Raw genomic sequence first — 16,881 nt, 5'->3', positions numbered from 1 at the left:
GTTCAACGATACGCGAAGCTCAGGCTTCGCGCTACAGCGAACCGAGCACCGTGCCGGTTACTTCCCCGAAGCCGATTCGCACGCCGTTCTTCTCAGCGTAGGCGCACATCGTCACCGTGTCGCCGTCGCGGAGGAAGCCGTGTTCCGTGCCGTTGGGCAGGAGCAAGGGGTAGGTACCACCTAGGGTCAGCTCCAGCAGCGAGCCGAGCGACTCGGGCGTGGGGCCGCTGATGGTACCGCTGGCGTAGAGGTCACCGACTTGCAAGTTGCAGCCGTTGCTGGTTTGGTGGGCAAGCTGCTGAGCCATACTCCAGTAGAGGTGCCGAAAGTTGGAGCGGGCAATGGTGGTAGCGGCCCCATCCACCGTCTGCAAAGCTACTTCCAGGTTGATGTCGAAGTGGTGCTGGTCGACGGTGCGCAGGTAGAGCAAGGGTTCGGGCTCCTGCACCGGACCCGCCACGCGGAAGGGCTCCAGGGCATCCAGCGTGACTACCCACGGCGAAATGCTGCTGGCGAAGCTCTTGCCTAAGAATGGGCCCAGAGGCGTGTATTCCCAGTTTTGCAGGTCGCGGGCGCTCCAGTCGTTAAATAGTACCAGCCCAAAAATAGCTTCTTCGGCATGCTGAATCGGGATAGGATGATCTAGCTCGGTATTCCGGCCCGTGATGAAAGCCATTTCCAGCTCAAAATCTAACTGCTGCGATGGGCCAAAGCTAGGTGCTGCGGCATCAGGAGCTTTGCGCTGTCCGTTGGGGCGTCGAATATCTGTGCCCGAGACGACAATGCTGCTCGCCCGACCGTGGTAGCCGATGGGCATGTGGCGCCAGTTGGGCGGCAGCGGGTTTGCCGGGTCCCGAAACAGCCGGCCGACGTTGGCGGCGTGCTCCAGACTAGAGTAGAAATCCGTGTAATTAGCCGGCTTGACAGGGCGTAGCATCTGCACGTCGCGCTGGCGGACGAGGCAGGCGCGCATCGTCTCGTCGTCGCGCAGGGCAGGGTTGTCGTGGCGCAGCAGCTCGCTGGCGCGTTGGCGCACCGCTCGCCATGCCGTCCGGCCCAGGGCAATGAAGCCATTGAGCGAGCGACGCCGAAACACCTTCGGCTCGCGCGGACCTAGGTCGAGGTCGTCGAAGAAACCCCGCTGGCTCAGCGCGTACAGATCGAGCACGTAGTCGCCGATGGCAATGCCCAGGCGCGAGCCGCGCTCCGGGGTTTCGAACACGCCGAACGGGAGATTCTGAATAGGAAAGTGACTGCTGGCGGGAATATCAATCCAGGAGTGGAGGTCGGGATTATTAAGGGCGGCTGGCATGACGAAAGAAAGCGGTTGGCGGCAAGGTACTGCGCCGGAAGGAATGTAAACTCATTACGTTCAGCAAGCCCAACTGTTCTCGCCAGCCACTTGCTCTCCGATGAAAGCTATACCTAGGTTGGTGTGGACAGAGAGCGAAAAAGGCCGTCAGGCTGAGCTGGTCGAAGCATCTCGCGTGCTTCACTAGAACGTCATTGTTGAACGTCATTCCGAGCTATGCGAGGAATCTCGCGTGCTGATGTTGTAGTGGAAAACCCTGACGATTGAGGTTGCCATTGCACGCTAGATGCTTCGTCGCTGCTTAATGCGCAGAATGCTCTGCATGACGTTCTCTCTGAAGCTTCACTAGCAAAGTAGGAACGCGCCACGGCGCGTTCGTCGTTGCACAATGCCGCTTAGCACCTCCTGTGGGCACGTCGCCCAGACGAGAACGCGCCGTGGCGCGTTCCTACTGCACCCGCGCCAAAATAAGAAGGCCAGCTTTCCGCAGAAAGCTGGCCTTCACAACCTTATATTGAACTACAAGCTAACAGCTAAACCCTAAAACTCCGGCGTCGAGACGGGAGTAGGCGGCAGCGGATGACCCGTTTGGCCGGCGGGCTGCTCATCCATGGGGGTGGCGTTCGTCGCTTCCACCGCCCGGATTTCGGGCACGGCTTTCTTCACCGATTCCTCCACGCCGGCTTTCAGCGTCATCGGCGACATCGGGCAGGTGCCGCACGCGCCGAGCAGCTCCAGCTTGAGCACCATGTCATCCGTGATTTCGAGTACGCGCACATTGCCTCCGTCCGCGGCCAGGTAGGGGCGAATGGTATCCAGCGCCTGCTCGATGCGGGATAACAAAGGATGATCTTCTACGACTACGGAATACGACATGAGGTGATGGGTTGATGGGGTAATGTGCTGATTCTCTTTGATGTGCTGAGATGGTAATGTGTTGGTGTGCTGATTTGATAGTTTGCTGATGTACTGATGGTTTAGAGTACGAGCTTAGCAAGCAATCCTCTAAGATAAAGACTCATCAACAAATCAGCATATTAGCACATCAACAATCAGCACATCAACAAATTAACGAGTCATTTCGACAATCTGTGTGCGACCTTGGGTAGCGTTGCGGATCGAAACCTGACGGGCCAGCTCCTCAGCGAGCTGTTCAAACAACAGGGCCGGACCAGTGCCGGGTTCCAGAATAGCGGGCGTACCTAGGTCGCCGTTCTCGCGAATGCTCTGGATCAGCGGAATCTGGCCCAGCAGCGGCACTTCGTGCTTGTCAGCCAAAGCTCTACCGCCGCCTTGCCCGAAGATGTAGTACTTGTTTTCGGGCAGCTCAGCGGGCGTAAACCACGCCATGTTCTCCACTACGCCGAGCACCGGCACGTTGATCTGGGGCTGGCGGAACATCTGCAAGCCTTTCTGGGCGTCGGCGAGGGCCACTTTCTGCGGCGTCGTCACGATAACGGCGCCGGTTACGGGCACGGTTTGCACCAGCGTCAGGTGAATGTCGGAGGTACCGGGCGGCAGGTCGAGCAGCAGGTAATCCAACTCGCCCCAATCTACTTCGGTGATGAACTGCTTCAAGGCCGACGACGCCATTGGGCCGCGCCACACAATGGCGCTTTCAGATGGAGCCAGGAAGCCGATGCTCATCAGCTTCACGCCATATTGCACGACGGGCTGAATCAAGTTTTTGCCTTCGGGCGTCTGGAAAACGTGCGGGCGGGCATCTTCCACGCCGAACATGGTCGGCATCGAAGGACCGGAAATATCGGCATCTACCAGGCCGACTTTAGCGCCGGTGCGGGCCAATGCCAAAGCTAGGTTGGCCGTCACGGTGCTCTTGCCTACGCCGCCTTTGCCGGATGCAATAGCAATGATATTCTTGACGCCATTCAGCACGGCCGCATTGGCAGCGCGCGCTGTCGTCACGCGGGAAGTCAGGTGTACGTTTACCACCGCGTCTTTATCGACCATCGTGTGGATGGCGCGCACGCAGGCGTTGTGAATCAGCTCCTTAAGTGGGCAGGCGGGTGTGGTGAGAATGACCGAAAACGATACGTTCAAGCCGTCAATCTTCACGTCCTCAATCATGTTGAGTGTCACGAGGTCTTTGCCCAGGTCGGGCTCTTCCACGTAGCTCAGCGCGCGCAGGACGTCTTCTTGGGTAATAGCCATAAGTCAGAGGTTCAAAGTGCAAAGATAACCCGGAAATGCGGGTAGAAGTTGCCTGAACTTAGATCGGTTTAAAAAAGAGCCTGCCTGTCATTCTTCATCGCTGCTTTATGCGCAGAATGTTCGGAATGACAGGCAGGCTATTACTCAACCTCCGTGCGCGGGTCGGGCCTAGGTGTCATCTCGTAGTCCTGGGGCGGCTCGGCACCGGCCAGGTTGCGTACGAAGTAGTCCCAGCGGCGGCGGGTCATGTAGGGCGAGTAGGCGCCGTAGCCGTGGGCGGCGTTCGGAAACACGACCAGGTCGAAGCTCTTGTTGGCCTTAACTAACGCCTCGACTACCAGCATCGTGTTGTAGGGCGGCACGTTGTTATCCATTAGGCCGTGCGCTAGCATCAGCTTGCCTTTCAGGTTTTTAGCGTAGGCTGCATTGGCTTGCGAGTCGTAATTGGAAGTGCCGTTGGCCTGGGTCGTGAGCAGACCGATGTACCGCTCGCCCCAGTCGTCTTCGTAGTTGCGGTTCTCGTGGTTGCCCGATTCCGAGATGCCGACTTTGAAAAAATCGGGGTAGCGGAACATGGCCGCGGCCGTCGCAAACCCACCACCCGAGTGCCCCCAGATGCCAGCCCGACCTAGGTCGATGTAGGGGTAGCGCTGCGCCAGCTGCCGCATACCCGCTACCTGGTCGGAAAGCGTGTTCTCGGCCATGTTGCCGTAGCAGGCATCGTGGAAGCTCTTGGAACGCATTGGGTTACAACTGCCTTCAATCGCAACGACTACAAAACCTAGCTCGGCCAGCCCCTGGTTATCGTTTCGCGCCGCCGCAAACGACCAACTGCCCACGCTGCCACCCTGCGGACCCGGATAGATGTAGTTGATAACCGGGTATTTACGGTTCGGGTCCAGCGTTGTGGGCGTGAACATCAGCCCGTAGAGGTCGGTTTGTCCGTCGTTGGCTTTCACCGTGATGGGCGTGGGAGCTTTCCAGCCAGTGGCTGTCAGCCGCGAGATATCCGTTTTTTCCAGCGGCATAATGAGCTTGCCATCCAGGCTGCGCAACACGCTGACGGGCGCTACATTAGGCTGCGAGTAGCTGTCGACGAAATAGCGGTTGGAAGGCGAGAAGGTGATGTGGTGGTTGCCGGCCTCGGGGGTGAGCAGCGTCAGGTGCTTGCCATCCAGGCCAATGCGGTAGAGGTGACTGAAATACGGGTTGCCCGGCTCGCGCCCCCCGGCCAGAAAGTACAATTGACGTCGCTGCTCGTCTACTTTCAGCAGCTGCGTGACTACCCAGTTGCCCTTGGTAATCTGCTGCTTAAGCTTGCCGGTGGCGGCGTCATAGAGGTAAAGGTGGCCCCAGTTGTCGCGCTCCGAGTACCAGATGGCTTCCCTGGTTTTGGGCAAATAGCACCAATTGATAGCGCCCTGGCCGGATTCGTACTGCGTGGGCACCGTCTCCGAAAATACCTCCCGCACGGCGCCGGTCGCGGCGTCGGCTATCCGAAACTTCTCCTGCTTATGGTCGCGCGAGGTCGACACGAAGGCTAGCTGCGTTGCATCAGAACTCCAGTCGACGTCGTCGAAGGTGCCGCTGCTGGAAATGTCGTCGGAAAGCGTGCCGCGGTGCGGGTCGGGCGCCACTTGCAGCCGCACGACTTTCGGGTTGTTCACCTCCACAATCACCCGCTCGATGGTGATGATGTCCTTGTCGCCGGGCAGCGGGTACTTCCACGCTTTCAGCATCGGCGCACCTATGTTGGTGGTCACCAGATACATATCGCTCGCCTTGCGCTGATCCTGCTGGAAGGTGGCAATCTTGCGCGAGTCCGGCGACCAGCGCAATACGGGCCGGTCACTGCTGGACCAGCCAGCATTGTCGGTGGCGTAGCCGTAGTCCTTGGCGCCGTCGGTGGTCAGCTGAGTTTTCTGGTTGGTTTGGGTGTTGCGCACCCACAGGTTATAATCCTGAATGTAGGCTGCCAGCTGGCCGTCGGGCGAAACGATTTCATTGTCGGCGTTGGCGTTAGGGCTATCTGCGGGCGTGGTTTCGGGGCTCACCTGGCCGCTCGCCACATCATATTTCCAGGCTTTGCCGCTCACCCGGAAGTACACCATCTTCGCGTCGGGCGAAAGCACGGGGTTGCGAAACGGCAGCCGGTTGGCCTCATACGCCTGACCGGTGGCCGCCGAAAGCGCGGCCGCCAACCTAGCCTGGTTGAACGCCGGGCCGCGGGTTTTAAGGGCCGGGTCGATCAGGATGAACTCGCTGCCCTGCGCCGTCGAGGTCCGGTACCAGAACCGGTCGTTGGTCAGCCAGTTGATCTGGTCAATACTATGATCTACCAGTGGTTGGGTTTTGTAGATCATGAAGCGTTCGGCCCGGGCGTAATCCTGGGTGGTGAGAGCAGGCTGCTGCTGAGCCAGGGCCACCTCTGAGAGGAAGAGAGCCGCCGCGCTGAGCGCCAGTAAATACTTGTGCATAGGCTAGGTAAGAAACAGGCGAAAAGCCAGAATAAATAGACGCGTAAGGTAGCAGGAAATGCGCAACGAGGTACTTTGCCTGCGCAACCTAGGTGCCGCAATAGCTACCGAATTGTGACGCCAAAATGACTCAATTGATCAGCTACTCAGCCACTCCGACGAAGTCACCAGGCAACGGGCGGGCTTTTTTCTGCATCTTCCTTCCTGAACCCCAACTTCAAACTCTTTCTCATGAAAACGACTACTACACTCCACGTCTGCGCGTTGGCCTTGGGCCTAGGTCTGGTATCCTGCTCCGTTTCCGCCCAGGAAAAGCAAACGCGGCAAACGGGCGATTTTCGCATGATTAAAGCCAGCGGCGCGGTGAATATTATGCTGAAGCAAGGCTCGAAAACGTCGGTAGTGCTGGAAGCAGAGGAAGAGGATGTACTCCGCCACATTCGGACGGAAGTGGAGAATGGCGTGCTGCGCATCTACCGCGACAAAGACGGGGGCAGCTTCACCTGGCTACCTACCAAAAGCAATAAAATAACCGTCTACATCACTACGCCTCAGCTGAATAGCTTAGAGCTGAGCGGCGCCAGCGACGTGAAAAGCGAGTCGGTCTTTTCCGCCGATGACTTCCGCATCAAAGCCAGCGGCGCCAGCGACGTGACCCTAGGTGTAAAAGCAAAAACCCTCAGTGTAGAAGCCAGCGGCGCCAGCGACATTCGCCTGACCGGCCAGGTGGAAAGCCAGCAAGTGCACATCAGCGGTAGCAGCGACTATCGCGCCTCCGATTTGCTGAGCAAGCGCGCCACGGTAGATGCCAGCGGCGCCAGCGACGCGTACGTGTCGGCCGAAAGCCTATCGTCGCATGCTTCCGGGGCAAGTGATGTGCACAACAAGAACAAGTCGGTAGGGATGCACTAAGCCGCTGGTACAGAACAATGTAGCGCTAAGCTCCGGCTTGGCGCACGAGCAAAGCGAGTTCCTACGCGTCCAGCGCAAATGTGAGAAGTCGGTTACTCGCTGCGCTCGTGCGCCAAGCCGGAGCTTAGCGCTACATTGTTCTGGCTGGTCTGCTTGGGAGCTTAGCGATACTATTTAACACTACTTCTAGGTGGTGCACGTACCTTTGCCGTATGGCCCGCATCCCCAAAGAAACCGTTGACCAAATCCTGCACCTTGCCGACATCGTAGAAGTTGTCGGCGACTTCGTCACGCTGAAGCGCAAAGGCCAGAATATGTGGGCCTGTTGCCCGTTTCACCACGAAAAGTCGCCGTCGTTTTCGGTGGCGCCGGCCAAGGGGCTGTACAAGTGCTTCGGCTGCGGCAAGGCTGGTGGCGTGATTCAGTTCATCATGGACATCGAGGGCACCAGCTACGTGGAGGCCCTGAAATACCTGGCTAAGAAGTACGGCGTTGATATTCAGGAGGAAGAGAAAACGCCTGAGGAACAGCTCATTCAGAACGATAAGGACTCGCAGTACATCATTTCGAACTGGGCCAAGGACCACTACCACAAGCTGCTCACCGAAACCGACGAGGGCCAGAGCATCGGCCTGAGCTACCTGCGCCAGCGCGGCCTGAATCAGCAGACCATCAAAACCTTCGAGCTAGGTTACTCCCTCGATCAGTGGGACGACCTATTGAAGTCGGCCGAGAAAGCTGGTTTCGAGCGCAAGTATCTGGAAAAGACCGGCCTGGCTATTGAGCGCAAAGACGATCAGGGCAAAGATACGGGCCGCCGCTACGACCGGTTCCGAGGCCGGGTGATGTTCCCGATTCACAACATCTCGGGGCGCGTGATTGGCTTCGGGGCGCGCACGCTCAAGGCCAACGATAAGAGCGCCAAATACCTGAACTCGCCCGAATCGGATATTTACCACAAGTCCGACGTGCTGTATGGGCTCTACCAAGCCCGGCAGGCCATCCGCAATGAGGAAGTTTGCTACCTGGTGGAAGGCTACCTCGACGTGCTGAGTCTGCATCAGGGCGACATCCGCAACGTGGTGGCTTCGTCAGGTACCTCGCTCACGGAGAGTCAGATACGCCTGATCGGCCGCTACACCGACAACGTGACGGTGCTCTACGACGGTGATGCGGCGGGCATCCGGGCGTCGTTGCGCGGCATCGACCTGATTCTGGAAGGCGGCCTGAACGTGCGCGTGGTGCTCTTTCCCGACGGTGACGACCCCGACAGCTACATCCGCAAAGTCGGCGACCAGCGCTTCAAAGAGTATCTGGAAAACAACAGCCAGGACTTTATCAGCTTCAAAACCAACCTCGTTGCCAAAGAAGCCGCCCACGACCCGGTGAAGAAGGCAGAGGCCATCCGCGACGTGCTGCAAAGCATTGCCAAGGTGCCCGACCCGATCAAGCGGCAGGTGTTTTTGCAGCAAACCAGCGGCACCTTCGGCATTGATGAGCAGGTGCTCATTACGGAGTATAACAAGCTGGTAAAGAACGCCTCCGGCAAAGCAGCAGGCGGGTCGCCACCTAACAATAATAGCACGACGGCGGCAAAACCAGCCTCGGCGTCAGCATCCACCCGAGGCCCGCAGCTACAACCCGAACTCAGCCCCGAGGACGAAGCCGCCATGTATGGTGCCACTGAGGAGCTGTTTGGTCCGCCTGCCGCTAGCAGCTCCTTGGCTGATGACTCCGAGGTCGAGCCGGTGCCGGACGTATTGCAAGCCTGCGAGCGGGAAGTCGTGCGCCTGCTGCTGCTCTACGCCGCGCAACCCCTGGCCGATGACATCAGCGTGGCGCAGTATCTGTTTAGCCAGCTGGATGAAACCCCGATCCGCACGCCCATCTACGCCGACATGCTGCACCTGTGCCGCGAGGAAATGGAGCAGGGCCGCTGGCCCGAAGTGCGCACTTTCATTCAGCACGGCCGCGGCGACATTCGGAGCTTAGTCAGCGACCTAGCTACCGAGAAGTACGAGCTGAGTCCTAATTGGAGCACCCACCAGATCTACGTGCCCCGCGAATTAGACCAACTTCAGCAAGCCTGCGACAACGCCATTCTGCGCCTCAACAAAGTGAACGTGCAGCGCGAGCTAGCCGCCCGCCTGGACTCTCTGCGCGAGCCACTGGACGAGGAAACCCTCATGGAAACCCTGCACGCCGTGAAGCTGCTCAAGCAGATGGACGACCAGCTCGGCAACATGCTCGGTACGGTGATTCCGAGGGGAGCGTAAGTAGTCTTACATTGTAGCTCGTTGAACATAAATCCAAACCCTCATGTGGAAGCGCGCGGCCGCTCTGAACCGCTTCATGGTGTCGTTGGTGCTGGCCTTGGCTAGCCTTACTACCGGCGTCATTGGGTTCATGCTGATCGAGCACTACAGTCTGCTCGATGCCTTTTACATGACCATTACCACCGTCTCGACGGTGGGCTACGGCGAGCTGCATCCGTTTTCGCCGGCAGGGCGGCTGTTTGTGTCGGTTTATATCTTCATCAACCTCCTCTTTATTGCCTATTTGATTTCGCAGCTTACCACCTATATCTTCAACGGGGAGCTGCGCACGCTATTCAATATGTACCGGACCGACCAGGAAATCAGGAGCTTTACGAACCACGTAATTGTGTGCGGCTTCGGGCGTAACGGGAGCAAAGCCTACGCGGAGCTGGTGGCGAATGGGGCGCAAGTGGTTGTAATTGAACAAGATCAGGAACTGGTACGCCTAGCAACCGAGAATGGCACCGGACCGGCCGCCGTTATTTTCGGTGATGCTACTGCCGATGAAACGTTGCTGCAAGCGGGAGTGGAGCGCGCGCAGGCACTCATTTCGGCACTGCCCAAAGACGCCGACAACGTGTTTGTGGCTCTCACGGCGCGCGGCCTCAACCCGAACCTCAAGATTATTGCCCGCGCCAGCGTCAAGACCAGCGAAAGCAAGCTGCTGCGCGCCGGCGTCGATTCGGTGGTGATGCCGGAGGAAATCGGGGGCTCGCACATGGCCAACCTGATCATGCGGCCCGAAGTAATTCGGTTCCTGGATATGATTAGTGGCCTAGGTCCTAATAAGTTGAGGCTGGAAGAGTTACGTTATCAGGAGTTTCGGCGCGAGTGGCAGGGCCGCAGCATCCGGGAGCTGGATGTACGCTCCCGCACGGGCGCTACCATTATTGGTTTGCGGCTGCAAAGTGGGGAAGTGCTGGTGAGCCCCAGCGCCGACACCCGCCCCGCGCCCGGCGACGTGCTGCTGCTGCTCGGCACCGACGAGCAGGTGCAAGCCGTGTTGCAGCAATTTCACGTATAATTCAGGGTAACTGAGTAACGGAGTAACTGATTAAGTTTGCCGAACGATAGTAGACCGCTACTCAGTTACTCAGCCGCTCAGTTACTCTTTCGTGCATATTCTTCAGCTTTGCTTCCGGGTGCCGTTTCCGCCAACTGATGGTGGCGCTATTGCCATGTATGATGTTGCCGCAGGACTGGTGCAGGCGGGGCACCGCGTAACGGTGGTAGCGCCTAACACGCACAAGCACTGGCAGGAAGCAGATGTGCTCGACCACCTAGGTCCGGCTGTGCGTCTGGTGCCCGTGCCAGTCGATACGCGCCTGTCGCCGTGGAAAGCGCTGAAGAACCTACTGGTAGGCAAAATGCCTTATAATGTCGAGCGGTTCGTGAGCCCGGCTTTGGCCGATACCCTGACTCACCTGCTAGAAACGGAGCAGTTTGACGTGGTGCAGGTGGAAGGTACGTTCGTGGCCTGGTACCTCGACGTAATCAAGCGCGTGCGGCCTGAGCTGCCCGTGGTGTTGCGGGCGCACAACGTGGAGCACACGATCTGGCAGATGCTGGCTGAGCGCGAGCCTAACTCGCTGCGCCGCTTCTACTTATACCACTTGGCTAAGGGCGTGAAGCAGTTTGAGCAGGAGTACCTGCCCCGCTTCGATGGCATTGCGGCCATCACCGAGCCCGACCAGCGTCGCCTGCGCGCCTTTGGGTGCAAAGAGCCAGTGGTCTTTATCCCGGCCGGGGTAGACCTAGCCCGTTTTCGCCCTGACCCTCGCATTCGGCCCAAGCCCAACACGCTGTTCATGATCGGCTCCCTCGATTGGCTGCCGAACTTGGAAGGACTGGAATGGTTTCTGACCAACGTGTGGCCGACCATCCAGGAAAAACTGCCGGATATGGAGCTGCACATTGCCGGCAAGAATCCGCCGGAGCAGCTGCTGAAACTCAAGCTAAAAAACGTGTTCATGCACGGCTTCGTGGAGTCGGCGGCCGATTTCATGCAGCGCTACGAGATGATGCTGGTGCCGCTGCTCTCGGGTGGCGGCATGCGCATCAAGATTATCGAGGGCATGGCAATGGGCAAGTGCATTCTCAGCACGGGCCTAGGTTCGGAGGGAATTCACGTTTCCAACAACCAAGATATTCTCATCTGCGACGAGCCCAGCGAGTGGATCGACCGTATCGTGCGCTACCATCGGGGCAAGATAAACTGTGATGAAATCGGGCAAGCGGCTGCGCAAACGGTTGGTCGTCTTTATGATAACCGTCGAGTGGTAGAACGCTTTCTGGAGCTTTATCGCCGCTTTACGCCTGCTACGGTATGATAGAGGTAGTGGCGGCAATTGTGCTCTGGCTGAGCTTGTTACTGGTGGCACACACGTATGCGTTGTTTCCGGTGCTGTTAGGTTGGCTGGCGAAAGGGCGACAGCCCAACCGCAACGTATATGCGCCGAACGGTGCCGACCTGCCCGCTGTCGATATTCTGCTGGCCGTGCACAATGAGGAGCAGGTGATTGAGGAGAAGATCCGCAGCACCTTCCAAACCACGTATCCGCTCGACCGGATCACACTCTATATTGGCTCCGATTACTCTCAGGATCAGACAAATACGCTGGTAGAACGCCTCGCGTCTACGTATTCAGGCGTGCAGTTTCGGCCTTTTTATCAGCGCACCGGCAAGCCCGGCGTGATAGAAGCCCTGGCCCGCGAAGCCACCGCGCCGGTACTGCTGCTCACCGACGCCAATGTGTTCTTCGCCCCCGATACAATCTATCATCTAGTCAAGCACTTCCGAAATCCGATTATCGGGCAAGTAGGTGGCAACATCATCAACCCCGAACACCGCCGCGAAGGAATTTCGGGTCAGGAAAAGGCCTATCTGGAGCGCGAAAACCAGATCAAGTACGAGGAAGGTGTGGTGTGGGGCGCCATGATGGGCGCGTTCGGCGGCTGCTTTGCCGTGCGCCGCAGCGCGTATCATCCGGCTCCGGCCTCTTTCCTGGTCGATGACTTCTATATCTCGATGGCGGTGTTGCGCGATGGATATCAGGCAATTAATGAGCTGGAAGCTGTCTGCTACGAAGACGTGTCGGATCGGCTACCGGAGGAGTTTCGTCGCAAAGCGCGGATTTCGGCTGGTAACTTCCAGAATCTGAGCGTATTCCGGGGGGTGCTGTGGCCGCCGTGGAACGGGCGCGCTTTTGCCTTCTGGTCCCATAAGGTGTTGCGCTGGTACACGCCGCAGCTGTTGCTGCTGATGTTGCTGGCTAACGTGGTGCTGGTGGTGCGCGGTACGGGCTGGTTTTACCAGCTTTCCTTGTTGGGGCAGCTAGGTCTGCCGGTACTGGTTGGCCTCGATTGGCTGCTGCGGCGGGTGGGTTTTCACTCGCGTATCCTGCGCTTTATCACGCACTTCTACAGCATGAACGCGGCGCTGCTGCTGGGTTGGTGGCGCTATCTGCGCGGTATCAAAACGACCGTTTGGCAGCCGACGCAACGCTTCCAGCAGGCGAAGTGATGGTGCTTGGCGCGATGTAGCGCGAAGCTCCCGCTTCGCATATCGTTGAACGACCGGCACCTAGGTCTTGCAGGCGTCATCGTTCAACGACACGCGAAGCGGGAGCTTCGCGCTACATCGTGCTACCTAGCTTTTGGAATGCTAGGGGAGTATCTTTAGGTTTAAGCAGTTGAGCTGATTCAACTACACGCGCTACCTCGCCTTATTACCCTCAGCCCCCATGAACTTCTCGAAAATCGCCGTCGGTGCTTGCCTGTCTCTGTTTGGGCTCAGCGCGCTGTCTTGTAGTACGCAGCAATCGAAGGATAATGCCGCTGCGGCTGCCGTTTCCAACTATTTTGCCCAGGATAGCAGCGGTGCGGTGCAAACGGGCGGCGTGAAAATCATTCCGATTACGACACCCAAAGGCACCTTCAACGTCTGGACGAAGCGCTTCGGTAACAACCCCAAGATCAAGCTGCTGCTGCTCAACGGCGGCCCCGGCGCCACGCACGAGTACTTCGAGTGCATGGAAAGCTTCCTGCCCGCCGAAGGCATCGAGTTCATTTACTACGACCAGCTAGGTTGCGGCAACTCCGACAACCCCAAAGATACCGCCATGTGGAGCCTGCCGCGCTACGTGGAGGAAGTAGAGCAGGTACGCAAAGCGCTGAATCTCAATAAAGACAACTTCTATCTGCTAGGTCACTCGTGGGGCGGGATCCTGGCAGCCGAGTACGCTTTCAAATACCAACAAAACCTGAAAGGCCTCATCATTTCGAACATGATGATGAGCTGCCCCGCCTACGGCAAATACGCCGATGAAGTGCTGGCCAAGCAGATGAAGCCCGAAGTGCTGGCCGAAATCCGGCAGATTGAGGCCAGAAAGGATTTCAGCAACCCTAGGTACATGGGCCTGCTTGAGCCTAACTTCTACGCCGAGCACCTGTGCCGCATCGTGCCTAACCCGGAGCCCGTTACCCGCTCGATGAGCAAAATCAACCAGTCGCTCTACGTGACGATGCAAGGCCCGAGCGAGTTTGGTATTTCCGGTAAGCTCACCAATTGGGACCGATCCAAAGACCTCCCTCAACTCACGGTGCCGGTGCTCTCCATTGGCGGCAAGCACGATACCATGGACCCCGAGCACATGCGCTGGATTGCCACTCAAGTGCAAAACGGCTCCGCCCTCATCTGCAACAAAGGCAGCCACATGAGCATGTACGACGATCAGGCTGTTTATATGAAAGGCCTTACGAAGTTTATCCTAGGGGTTGATAAAGGCGAGAAGAAAGTGTCGATGTAGCGTCTGGTTACTACAAACCCGTCATGCTGAGTTGGTCGAAGCATCTCTACCGCTTCGTTGCGGACGCTAAAACCATGTAGAGACGCCATATCTTGCGTCTCCTCGTTGAACGACTTACCTAGAACAACCTAGGTAAACAACATCAGCAACGACGAGACGCAAGATATGGCGTCTCTACTTCGGGCAACGACTGCACGCGAAATGCTTCGGCAAGCTCAGCATGACGGTCTATATACAACTAGAAAGGGCCGCGCTGATCAGCGCGGCCCTTTCTAGTTGTATAACCTAGGTTTGAAGACGAAATATTACTTCGTCTTCAGCGTCACCTGTGCGGCTTTCAGCCCCGAACCCGTAACATTCAGCTGCACATCGCCAGCTTTATCGGAAGCCTGCACAATAGCCACGAGTTGGCCGTGAAAGACGTGCATCTTTGGCTCGTGAAATAACTCTAGGCTAGTCGCGTCGCCGTTGCCGACGGCGCGGAACTTGCCCTGGCCCTTTACGGCAAATTGCAGCTCGTTCGTGGCATCGGGGCAGAGGTTGCCTTGGGCGTCCTCTACGCGGGCCGTCACGAAAGCTAGTTCCTGGCCATCAGCGGTGAGGCTGGTGCGGTCGGCGACGAGCTTGATGTGGTCGGGCTTGCCAGCGGTTTTTACTTCTTCCTCCGCCACAGCTTTGCCCTGGGCATCGTAGGCTACCACTTTGATGGTGCCGGGCTGGTACTTTACCTCATTCCACATCAGGCGGTAGCGGCTCTGGGACTTATCCGAAGGCGCTTTGGTCTGTTTGCCCTGGCTTTTGCCATTCACAAACAGCTCGGCCGACGGGTAGCTGGTGTAGCAGAACACCGGCGTGGTCTGGCCTTCGCGACCGGGCCAGGTCCAGTGCGGTAGCAGGTGCAAGGTCGGCTTCTGCGTGTTCCATCGGGCACGGTACAGGTAGTAGCGGTCCTTCGGGATGCCGGCCAAGTCGATGATGCCGAAGTAAGAGCTGTGCGAAGGCCAGGCTTCGTCGTAGGGCGTGGGTTCGCCGAGGTAGTCGAAGCCCGTCCAAACGAACTCGCCGGTGACGTAACCTAAGTCGTCCTGTTTCACAAACTCATCGTCGGGAATCTGCGACCAGCTGCACGCTTCCAGGTCGTAGGAAGACGACTGATTGTCACGGTATTTCTTCTGCTTTACCTGCTCCACCGGAAACTTGTACACGCCGCGCGAGCTGACGGTAGAAGCCGTTTCGGAACCTAGGAGGAAACCCTGCGGGAGCTTGCCTTTCGCCTCGGGGTAGCGGTGCGGCTTGTAGTTGAAGCCCGCAATATCCAGCACCTGAGCAAAGTTGTTCTTGAAGTCATCGTCGAAGCGGTCCATGCCGGCGGCTACGGGGCGCGTAGGGTCCTCGCGGTGGCAGATGTCCTGAAGGCGCTTGGCAATAATGTAGCCTTCAGGGTTGCTCTGGTCGGGCACCTCGTTGCCGATGCTCCACATAATCACGCTAGGGTTGTTCCGGTCGCGGTGCACCATGTTCACAATGTCCTTCTCCGACCACTCATCGAAGTATTGGCTGTAGCCGTTCTTCACCTTGGGTCGCTTCCACTCGTCGAAAGCTTCCACCATCATCATGAAGCCCATCTCGTCGCAGAGGCTGACCAACTCCGGCGTGGGCATGTTGTGCGAGGTGCGGATGGCGTCGCAGCCCATGTCTTTGAGCAACGCGAGTTGCCGCCGCAGGGCCGCCGTGTTCACCGCTGTGCCCAGCGGACCTAGGTCGTGGTGGTTGCACACACCCTTGAACTTGCGCGGCTGTCCGTTGAGGGAGAACCCTTTTTCCGCTTCAAACTTAAAGGAGCGAATGCCGAACCGGGTTTTATATTCGTCTTTCAGCACCGTGCCAGCATACAGCTTAGAGTCAGCTGTGTACAGCACCGGCGTTTCCGGCGACCACAGCTTCGGCGATTTCACCTCTAGGTTTTGCACGAATTCTTGTCCACTGGCCTGCCCGGAGGCGAGCGGCGTCGAAACGGTAGCCACGACCTTGCCCGCCGCGTCGCGGATTTCGGTTTGCAGCCGCAGCGCCTGCGTGTTGCCTTTCGGGCGTTCCACCTGCGTTTTCAGGTTGACTTTAGCTGAAGCGGAGTTGATTTCGGGCGTCGTCACATAGGTGCCCCACACCGGAATGTGTACGTCCTCGGTCACGATCAGGTGCACGTTGCGGTAGAGGCCCGCGCCGGGGTACCAGCGCGAGGCTTCCGGCTGATTTTGCAGGCGCACGGCCAGGGTGTTTTCGCCGCTGGCTTGCAGGTACGGCGTGATGTCGAAGGAAAAGGAGTTGTAGCCGTAGGGCCAGTAACCCACTTCTTTGCCGTTCACAAAAACGTGGGCATTGCTCATGGCGCCGTCGAACAGAAGCACGGCTTGGTTGCCTTTTTTGAACTGCGGCACCGTAAATCGCCGCCGGTACCAGCCTGTGCCAATGAACGGCAAGCCGCCTGTGCGACCAGCTTTCTGAGTGGCTTTCTGCTCGTTGTTCTGCTCAATCTTGACGGTTTGCAGGTCATTGTTGCCGTCGAAAGGACCGTAAATTGCCCAGTCGTGGGGCACGCTCACGGTTTGCCACTGCGCATCTTTGAAGTCAGGTTTCGCGGCTTCCGGAACATCGCCTTTTGTGAACTTCCAGTCGTTGGCCAGCACGTATTCCCGGCGAGCCTGCGCCGTGGCGTTCAGGCTGGCCGTTAAGAGCAGAAAGAGAGATAAGCTTTTTAGCATGAGCGGGTTGGATGTGATGAGAGGCTAGGTTCAAGCCCGTTGCCTTCAGTTCGAGCACGCCAAGGTAAAAAGTAACTAAGTAACGCAATGAATGGTTGGGTGATGTTGAACGACCATACTCAG

Annotated in this window: 11 protein-coding genes; 6 read left to right on the top strand and 5 right to left on the bottom strand. The window is 57.9% G+C overall.

All coding sequences use genetic code 11. The annotated features are described in order from the left end of the window. Positions 1 to 31 precede the first annotated feature (31 nt). From fahA to IEX74_RS21010, 4 genes are all read right to left on the bottom strand, one after another. Entirely contained in the window at positions 32 to 1,312 is a 1,281-nt protein-coding gene (gene fahA / locus IEX74_RS21025; protein ID WP_188816022.1) for a fumarylacetoacetase, read from the bottom strand. Between the two features lie 540 nt (positions 1,313 to 1,852). Beyond that, positions 1,853 to 2,188 (bottom strand): NifU family protein, encoded by a 336-nt coding sequence (locus IEX74_RS21020; RefSeq protein WP_188816020.1) that lies wholly within the window; start codon positions 2,186 to 2,188, stop codon positions 1,853 to 1,855. 192 nt (positions 2,189 to 2,380) lie between these two features. Continuing rightward, a complete protein-coding gene (locus IEX74_RS21015) occupies positions 2,381 to 3,484 on the bottom strand; it encodes an Mrp/NBP35 family ATP-binding protein (RefSeq protein WP_188816019.1) in 1,104 nt (367 codons plus the stop codon). A 140-nt stretch (positions 3,485 to 3,624) separates the two neighbouring features. Continuing rightward, positions 3,625 to 5,961 carry a S9 family peptidase gene (locus IEX74_RS21010; RefSeq protein ID WP_188816017.1) on the bottom strand — a complete coding sequence of 779 codons (2,337 nt, stop codon included), beginning with the start codon at positions 5,959 to 5,961 and terminating at the stop codon, positions 3,625 to 3,627. A gap of 231 nt (positions 5,962 to 6,192) precedes the next feature. On the opposite strand from IEX74_RS21010, the gene IEX74_RS21005 reads away from it, so the two are divergent. From IEX74_RS21005 to IEX74_RS20980, 6 genes are all read left to right on the top strand, one after another. Beyond that, on the top strand, positions 6,193 to 6,873 hold the full coding sequence (locus tag IEX74_RS21005; protein WP_188816015.1) for a head GIN domain-containing protein: 681 nt from the start codon (positions 6,193 to 6,195) through the stop codon (positions 6,871 to 6,873). Positions 6,874 to 7,085: 212 nt separating this feature from the next. Then, positions 7,086 to 9,149 (top strand): DNA primase, encoded by a 2,064-nt coding sequence (gene dnaG / locus IEX74_RS21000; protein WP_188816013.1) that lies wholly within the window; start codon positions 7,086 to 7,088, stop codon positions 9,147 to 9,149. A 43-nt stretch (positions 9,150 to 9,192) separates the two neighbouring features. Beyond that, positions 9,193 to 10,215 carry a potassium channel family protein gene (locus IEX74_RS20995; protein ID WP_188816012.1) on the top strand — a complete coding sequence of 341 codons (1,023 nt, stop codon included), beginning with the start codon at positions 9,193 to 9,195 and terminating at the stop codon, positions 10,213 to 10,215. Positions 10,216 to 10,306: 91 nt separating this feature from the next. Next, on the top strand, positions 10,307 to 11,521 hold the full coding sequence (locus tag IEX74_RS20990) for a glycosyltransferase family 4 protein (RefSeq protein ID WP_188816010.1): 1,215 nt from the start codon (positions 10,307 to 10,309) through the stop codon (positions 11,519 to 11,521). Then, complete coding sequence (locus tag IEX74_RS20985) at positions 11,518 to 12,714, top strand: glycosyltransferase (RefSeq protein ID WP_188816009.1); 1,197 nt, start codon at positions 11,518 to 11,520, stop codon at positions 12,712 to 12,714. The genes IEX74_RS20990 and IEX74_RS20985 overlap by 4 nt, the downstream gene beginning before the upstream one ends. 220 nt (positions 12,715 to 12,934) lie before the next feature. Further along, positions 12,935 to 13,999 carry a proline iminopeptidase-family hydrolase gene (locus IEX74_RS20980; RefSeq protein WP_188816008.1) on the top strand — a complete coding sequence of 355 codons (1,065 nt, stop codon included), beginning with the start codon at positions 12,935 to 12,937 and terminating at the stop codon, positions 13,997 to 13,999. A 305-nt stretch (positions 14,000 to 14,304) separates the two neighbouring features. On the opposite strand, the gene galB is transcribed toward IEX74_RS20980, so the two are convergent. Continuing rightward, complete coding sequence (gene galB, locus IEX74_RS20975; RefSeq protein WP_188816007.1) at positions 14,305 to 16,758, bottom strand: beta-galactosidase GalB; 2,454 nt, start codon at positions 16,756 to 16,758, stop codon at positions 14,305 to 14,307. Positions 16,759 to 16,881 lie beyond the last annotated feature (123 nt).

Origin of the sequence: Hymenobacter cavernae, assembly GCF_014641455.1 — a bacterium.
Taxonomy (GTDB): Bacteria; Bacteroidota; Bacteroidia; order Cytophagales; family Hymenobacteraceae; genus Hymenobacter; species Hymenobacter cavernae.
The sequence above is the reverse complement of the archived record's forward strand: the minus strand, read 5'-3'. Positions and strand labels throughout refer to the sequence as shown.

Bases quoted from the DNA above. Each gene is read 5' to 3' on its own strand.
- IEX74_RS21005 (WP_188816015.1), top strand. From the start codon at position 6,193: ATGAAAACGACTACTACACTCCACGTCTGCGCGTTGGCCTTGGGCCTA.
- IEX74_RS21010 (WP_188816017.1), bottom strand. From the start codon at position 5,961: ATGCACAAGTATTTACTGGCGCTCAGCGCGGCGGCTCTCTTCCTCTCA.
- IEX74_RS21015 (WP_188816019.1), bottom strand. From the start codon at position 3,484: ATGGCTATTACCCAAGAAGACGTCCTGCGCGCGCTGAGCTACGTGGAA.
- IEX74_RS21020 (WP_188816020.1), bottom strand. From the start codon at position 2,188: ATGTCGTATTCCGTAGTCGTAGAAGATCATCCTTTGTTATCCCGCATC.
- fahA (WP_188816022.1), bottom strand. From the start codon at position 1,312: ATGCCAGCCGCCCTTAATAATCCCGACCTCCACTCCTGGATTGATATT.
- dnaG (WP_188816013.1), top strand. From the start codon at position 7,086: ATGGCCCGCATCCCCAAAGAAACCGTTGACCAAATCCTGCACCTTGCC.
- galB (WP_188816007.1), bottom strand. From the start codon at position 16,758: ATGCTAAAAAGCTTATCTCTCTTTCTGCTCTTAACGGCCAGCCTGAAC.
- IEX74_RS20985 (WP_188816009.1), top strand. From the start codon at position 11,518: ATGATAGAGGTAGTGGCGGCAATTGTGCTCTGGCTGAGCTTGTTACTG.
- IEX74_RS20980 (WP_188816008.1), top strand. From the start codon at position 12,935: ATGAACTTCTCGAAAATCGCCGTCGGTGCTTGCCTGTCTCTGTTTGGG.
- IEX74_RS20995 (WP_188816012.1), top strand. From the start codon at position 9,193: ATGTGGAAGCGCGCGGCCGCTCTGAACCGCTTCATGGTGTCGTTGGTG.